Here is a 5,528-nt window from a genome sequence, read left to right as displayed (position 1 = left end):
TGACCTCTTGCATGCCATGCAAGCGCTCTAGCCAGCTGAGCTAATCCCCCATTTCTTGGATTGGCAAAGGAAATACATTTTCGGTAAGTATCAAAATTCCGCCCGCGATTTTAAAGTGCTAATCCTTTTTTACACTTAATACCAGCACTGGTATGCGTGCTGAAAACTCCGCTTTGGGAATTGTATTCTTCTCCCAAAGGTTTTGGAATATTCCTCGTTTCCTCCTGAAAACGCAGAGCAGGTCAGGTTGTTTTACCTGTATGTGTTCCATGATACCCAAATAGGTGGTGGCATTCTCTGTAATGGTCAAACGCGAAGTCAGATCCATTAGGTTCGTATTGATTTGCAGGTCTTCTTCTGTATATCCAGGTGTTTTCACCAACAACAAATTGATTGTTGCACCAAATTTTTTCTGGATAGCGCGCAAAGGTTCTAAAATCCTTCTCTTCTTTAGTATGCCTGATCTAAAGGCCGTAAGGATCTTTTTGTAGGGTTTATAAACACTGCCTTTCGGCACTATAAGCGTGGGAATATCCGTGCGTTTTACGATACGCCCGGAACAATGGCCTAAATACAATTCTTCCTTTATATCATTACTCCTTGGGGAAATGATAATTAAATCGATTCCCAGTTCATCATCTACTTCTTTGAGGCCGTCTATCAAATCGCCATTGTACGTGGCGATTTTTATATCAACGCCTTTGCTATCCACCCTGCCAATGATCTCTTTCAGGCGTTCCTTACTGACTTCCTTTACTTTCTCAGAAACATTCACCAGTTTTCCCGCACCGGCTGTGACATTAAAAACATCCATGGCATAGACCTGTGATCCGAATTCAAGTGCAAAGTCCACGGCATATTGCAGGGTCTCATGGGCATAAGGCGAGGTGCCTACTGGTACGAGAATATTCTTCATAAGATTAGTGATTAATACTATAAATTTACGGTTTAATATAGAATCTCCTGATGATTCAAAAGGCAAAGTTACTGGAATTACCTGAAATCCTTAATCTTACCAGAGCCTGTGGACGATATTTAATAACACAGGGGATCTTCCAGTGGAACGAACACTATCCTTCCGAGTCCCTTTTAAAGAGGGATGTGGAGCGCGGGGAATTATTTGTGCTCAGGAAACGGGAAAAGCTTATAGGGATCATAGCACTTACCACTATTATGGATCCGGAATACATATCGGTTTCCTGGATGAGTCCCAGCGGGAACAATCTATATGTCCACCGGCTGGCAATTGCCCCGGAGCACCAAAGAAAGGGATATGCCAGGGAACTTATGACTTTCGCGGAATCCATGGCCAGGGAAGGCGGATATACTTCCATCAGGCTGGACACCTTTAGCCAGAACAAAAGGAACCAGGCCTTTTACGTGAGTAGAGGCTATACTAGATTAGAAGATATTTATCTTCCCCTTCAAAGCGAGCACCCCTTTTATTGTTATGAACTCCTCCTCTAACCTCACCGGAATTGAAAACCGCAATTAGCTTCAAAACCATAAACCGCCTGGCTGTTCCGGCGACCATCGCCGGGATTGCAGAACCTGTGCTATCGATCACAGATACCGCCATAGTGGGGAACATCCCTGAGTACGGAGTGGAATCCCTGGCTGCTGTAGGTATAGTGGGTTCTTTCCTGTCTATGCTTATCTGGATATTGGGACAGACCAGGAGTGCCATTTCCGCCATCATCTCACAATACCTTGGAGCGGGGAAGCTCAAAGCGGTACACACCCTGCCCGCACAGGCGATTTACTTCAATATCGGGCTGAGTCTGATCATCCTCCTCTCCACCTATTTTGCAGCTGAAGGTATATTCCGGCTGTTTAACGCCCAGGGACGGATTCTATCCTATTGCGTTACCTATTACCAGATCCGTGTATGGGGATTCCCGCTTACGCTATTTGTTTTTGCAGTGATGGGGATCTTCCGCGGCTTACAAAACACCTATTGGCCCATGGTGATCGCCCTTGTTGGTGCCGGATTGAACATCCTGCTGGATTTTCTACTGGTGTATGGGATATCAGGGGTATTGGAACCCATGTACCTGGAAGGTGCTGCATGGGCCAGCCTTATAGCTCAAATGGTAATGGCCATTATGTCCATTTCCCTCTTACTTTCCAAGACGGAAATCTCCCTGAAGATCAAATTTCCTCTAAACCCTGAATTTTTACGCCTCGTTGGGATGACGGCCAACCTCTTTGTGAGAACAGTTGCCCTGAACCTAACTTTAATCCTTGCTGTACGGGAAGCAACTGCTTTGGGTGACCGATATATCGGTGCACATACCATCGCTATCAACCTCTGGTTATTTGCCGCTTTCTTCATTGACGGATATGGGGCCGCTGGCAATATTATGGGAGGGCGATTACTGGGAGCAAAAGACTATCAGGGACTCTGGAAACTGATGAGGAAAATCTCCCTGTACGGTGCGCTGGTCAGCGGGGTGCTGTTAATCGCCGGTTTTCTTCTATACCAACCACTGGGCCGTTTATTTTCAAATGACGGGGAGGTCTTAGACAGCTTTTATTCCATTTTCTACCTGGTGATCCTGGCCTTGCCTATGAATGCCGTAGCTTTTGTCCTTGATGGACTGTTCAAAGGCTTAGGGGAGATGCGATTCCTGAGGAACGTATTGCTCTGGGCAACATTTGCTGGCTTTATTCCTGCCCTTTTCCTGGGGAAAGCCCTGGAATTAGGTTTGCACGGTAGTTGGATAGCCATTACGGTTTGGATGCTGATCAGAGGAGGCGCCCTCTGGTGGAAGTTCAATCAAAAATTTCGTCCCTATTTACAAAAGGGCTAATTTTAAGGAAATGTCCATCTATGGAAACAACCAGGCCTAACGGGAGTCTATATACCAGGATAAACCAGGGAGTTGCTTATGTGGAATTCGGCCACCCTGCCGGTAATTCTTTTGTAATGGAATTGCTGGACCGACTAGCAAAGGAGATCACTCAGATATCCGATAATCCAGAGGTACGCCTCCTTGTTTTGAAATCTGAGGGAGACCGCACTTTCTGTGCGGGTGCTTCCTTTGACGAATTGCTCCAAATCACCAATATTGAAGAAGGAAAACGGTTTTTCGGAGGATTTGCAAAGGTCATAAATGCTATGCGTACCTGCACCATTCCCATCCTGGGCAGGGTACAGGGCAAGGCCGTAGGAGGAGGTGTTGGACTGATAGCCGCCTGTGATTATGTGTTCGCCACGGAACAGGCTTCAGTAAGGCTTTCCGAAATCAGTATTGGAATAGCTCCGTTGGTTATTGCACCTGCAGTAGAACGCAAAATTGGAAAGGGGGGACTGGCAGAACTGGCCTTATCCCCAATAGAATGGAAAAATGCCTATTGGTGCAGGGAGAAGGGGCTTTTCTCAAAGGTATACGACGGGATGAAGGAAATGGACAAAGAATTAGAATTCTTTGCTGCCAAACTCGCCTCCTATCAGCGCCCAGCGCTCCAGGCCATGAAGCAGGTCCTTTGGGAGGGGACCGAGAACTGGGATGCTCTATTGAAAAAACGGGCAGAAATGTCTGGTATGCTGGCGCTTTCCCCGGAAACAAAGGCAGTATTGGAAAAGATCAAAATGAAAAAATAGGGATTTTATCAGACTTTTTACCCTTAAACTATACCCTTCGTCCACACACTTCCCTGATTGTGTTATTTTTGTCGGGTAATTGGCCAGTTGCTCCAGTAATTATTAGGCATGGATAAGATTCGAATTACAAAGGAATTTACTTTTGAAACCGGGCACGCCTTGTACGGATATGACGGAAAATGCAGGAACGTACACGGACACAGTTATCACCTGTCCGTTACAGTTTTGGGAAGTCCGATATCTGATACCAATCATGTTAAGCTAGGGATGGTTATTGATTTTGGTGACCTTAAAAAGATCGTAAAGGAAGAGGTGGTTGACCCTTTTGACCATGCCACCGTTTTCAATAAGAATACCCCACATCTTGAACTTGCCCGCGAACTGGAATCCAGGGGGCACAAAGTGATCCTGGCAGATTATCAACCGACAAGCGAGAATATGGTAATCGATTTTGCTGCCCGTATACAAAAGAGGCTCCCCGAGAACCTAAGCCTGCATTCACTTAAATTACGGGAGACGGGTACGGCCTATGCAGAATGGTATGCCAGTGACAACCCTTAGCTCCCTATCTTTGTAACGGCATGAAAAGCATCCGAATCCCTGAAGGCAAGAAAGTATACTTCGCCAGTGACAACCACCTGGGGGCACCTTCACGTGAATTAAGCCTGGGCAGGGAGAAAATATTTGTTTCCTGGCTGGATGAGGTCAAAAAAGATGCCGCTGTTATTTTTCTTCTTGGGGATTTGTTTGACTTCTGGTTTGAGTATAAAACCGTTGTTCCCAAAGGGTTCACCAGGACGCTTGGCAAACTCGCAGAACTTTCTGATTCCGGGATAAGCGTGTATTTTTTTGTTGGGAATCACGATATGTGGATGAAGGGCTATTTCCAGGAAGAACTCAACATCGAAGTATTCCACAGCCCACAGGAGTTCCAAATTAATAACAAAGGTTTTTTTATAGGACATGGGGATGGCCTCGGGCCCGGGGACAAAGGATTCAAAAGGATGAAGAAAGTATTTACCAATCCCTTTGCACAGTGGTGCTTCAGGTGGATCCACCCGGACTGGGGTGTACGGGTAGCACAGTACTTCTCAGTCAAAAACAAACTCATTTCTGGCAAGGAGGACATCCATTTCCTTGGGGAAGACAAAGAGTGGCTTGTACAATATGCAAAGCGAAAGCTTGAGGAAAAACACTATGATTACTTTGTTTTTGGCCACAGGCATCTACCCCTCGAAATTTCTTTAGGGGAACAAGCTACCTATATCAACCTGGGGGATTGGATCACCTACTACACTTATGCCGAATTTAACGGTGAAGCACTACAGCTTTCTTCTTACAAGGAAACGGCTACCTGATGTCTTTCAGTTTTAACTGAATACTGGTCCTGCCATTCCAGACATTCTCCTCTATTGCAAATACAGCACTAAAGGTTTTGTCCCCATTCACCAAAGGCAATTTCTCTCCAAGATTGAACCCGATGGCCCCTATCGGAAGCGTCCCGTCCTGTGTAATCGAAAGTCGTAAATGTTTCCCGTCTTCCCCAACACGTTTTGCAAAACCCACATCCCGAAGATTGTCTGCCATAAAAAGGGGTGCCATATTCCCTGGGCCGAAGGGTGCAAATTGTTTGAGGATCCTTAGGAGCTTGGGGCTTATCTGTGTTAGTGATATGGGGGCGTCTATGAGAATCTCAGGGATAAGGAGATCCGGATCTATCGATTCAGCTACCACTTGTTCGAACCGAGCCTTAAACTGCTGGTAACGGTCTTCGGCTAGGGTGAGCCCGGCTGCATATTTATGTCCTCCGAACTGCTCCAGGGTATCTGCGCATTGCTCAAGAGCATGATAAACGTCAAACCCCTTTACAGAGCGGGCAGAAGCGGCTAATTTTCCATTACTTTTCGTGAAAACCAATGTT

General features: G+C 46.1%; 7 protein-coding genes. 5 read left to right on the top strand and 2 right to left on the bottom strand.

Translation table 11 applies throughout. The features are described from left to right. Positions 1 to 118: 118 nt before the first annotated feature. Positions 119 to 916 carry a universal stress protein gene (locus tag AC4E7D_RS11050; protein WP_490173853.1) on the bottom strand — a complete coding sequence of 266 codons (798 nt, stop codon included), beginning with the start codon at positions 914 to 916 and terminating at the stop codon, positions 119 to 121. A 50-nt stretch (positions 917 to 966) separates the two neighbouring features. Between AC4E7D_RS11050 and AC4E7D_RS11045 the strand changes: the two genes are divergently transcribed. The 5 genes from AC4E7D_RS11045 to AC4E7D_RS11025 all read left to right on the top strand — a co-directional run bounded on the left by AC4E7D_RS11045 (position 967) and on the right by AC4E7D_RS11025 (position 4,965). After that, positions 967 to 1,467, top strand: coding sequence for a GNAT family N-acetyltransferase (locus AC4E7D_RS11045; protein ID WP_490173852.1), 501 nt, complete (start codon positions 967 to 969; stop codon positions 1,465 to 1,467). Between the two features lie 11 nt (positions 1,468 to 1,478). Next, complete coding sequence (locus AC4E7D_RS11040; RefSeq protein WP_490173851.1) at positions 1,479 to 2,813, top strand: MATE family efflux transporter; 1,335 nt, start codon at positions 1,479 to 1,481, stop codon at positions 2,811 to 2,813. Positions 2,814 to 2,833: 20 nt separating this feature from the next. Next, a complete protein-coding gene (locus tag AC4E7D_RS11035) occupies positions 2,834 to 3,607 on the top strand; it encodes an enoyl-CoA hydratase/isomerase family protein (RefSeq protein WP_490173850.1) in 774 nt (257 codons plus the stop codon). Between the two features lie 108 nt (positions 3,608 to 3,715). Further along, entirely contained in the window at positions 3,716 to 4,168 is a 453-nt protein-coding gene (locus tag AC4E7D_RS11030) for a 6-pyruvoyl trahydropterin synthase family protein (RefSeq protein ID WP_490173849.1), read from the top strand. A gap of 29 nt (positions 4,169 to 4,197) precedes the next feature. Next, a complete protein-coding gene (locus AC4E7D_RS11025) occupies positions 4,198 to 4,965 on the top strand; it encodes a UDP-2,3-diacylglucosamine diphosphatase (RefSeq protein ID WP_490173854.1) in 768 nt (255 codons plus the stop codon). Here AC4E7D_RS11025 and AC4E7D_RS11020 read toward each other — a convergent pair. Then, positions 4,958 to 5,528: DHHA1 domain-containing protein (locus AC4E7D_RS11020; RefSeq protein ID WP_490173848.1), on the bottom strand; the 571-nt coding region annotated here is incomplete at its 5' end. The genes AC4E7D_RS11025 and AC4E7D_RS11020 overlap by 8 nt on opposite strands.

It is taken from the genome of Lentiprolixibacter sp. (assembly GCF_982873095.1).
This window is presented reverse-complemented; position numbering and strand designations above follow the sequence as displayed.

Excerpts from the sequence above, each read along its gene's own strand:
- AC4E7D_RS11035 (WP_490173850.1), top strand. The coding sequence starts at position 2,834 with ATGGAAACAACCAGGCCTAACGGGAGTCTATATACCAGGATAAACCAG.
- AC4E7D_RS11030 (WP_490173849.1), top strand. The coding sequence starts at position 3,716 with ATGGATAAGATTCGAATTACAAAGGAATTTACTTTTGAAACCGGGCAC.
- AC4E7D_RS11050 (WP_490173853.1), bottom strand. The coding sequence starts at position 916 with ATGAAGAATATTCTCGTACCAGTAGGCACCTCGCCTTATGCCCATGAG.
- AC4E7D_RS11045 (WP_490173852.1), top strand. The coding sequence starts at position 967 with ATGATTCAAAAGGCAAAGTTACTGGAATTACCTGAAATCCTTAATCTT.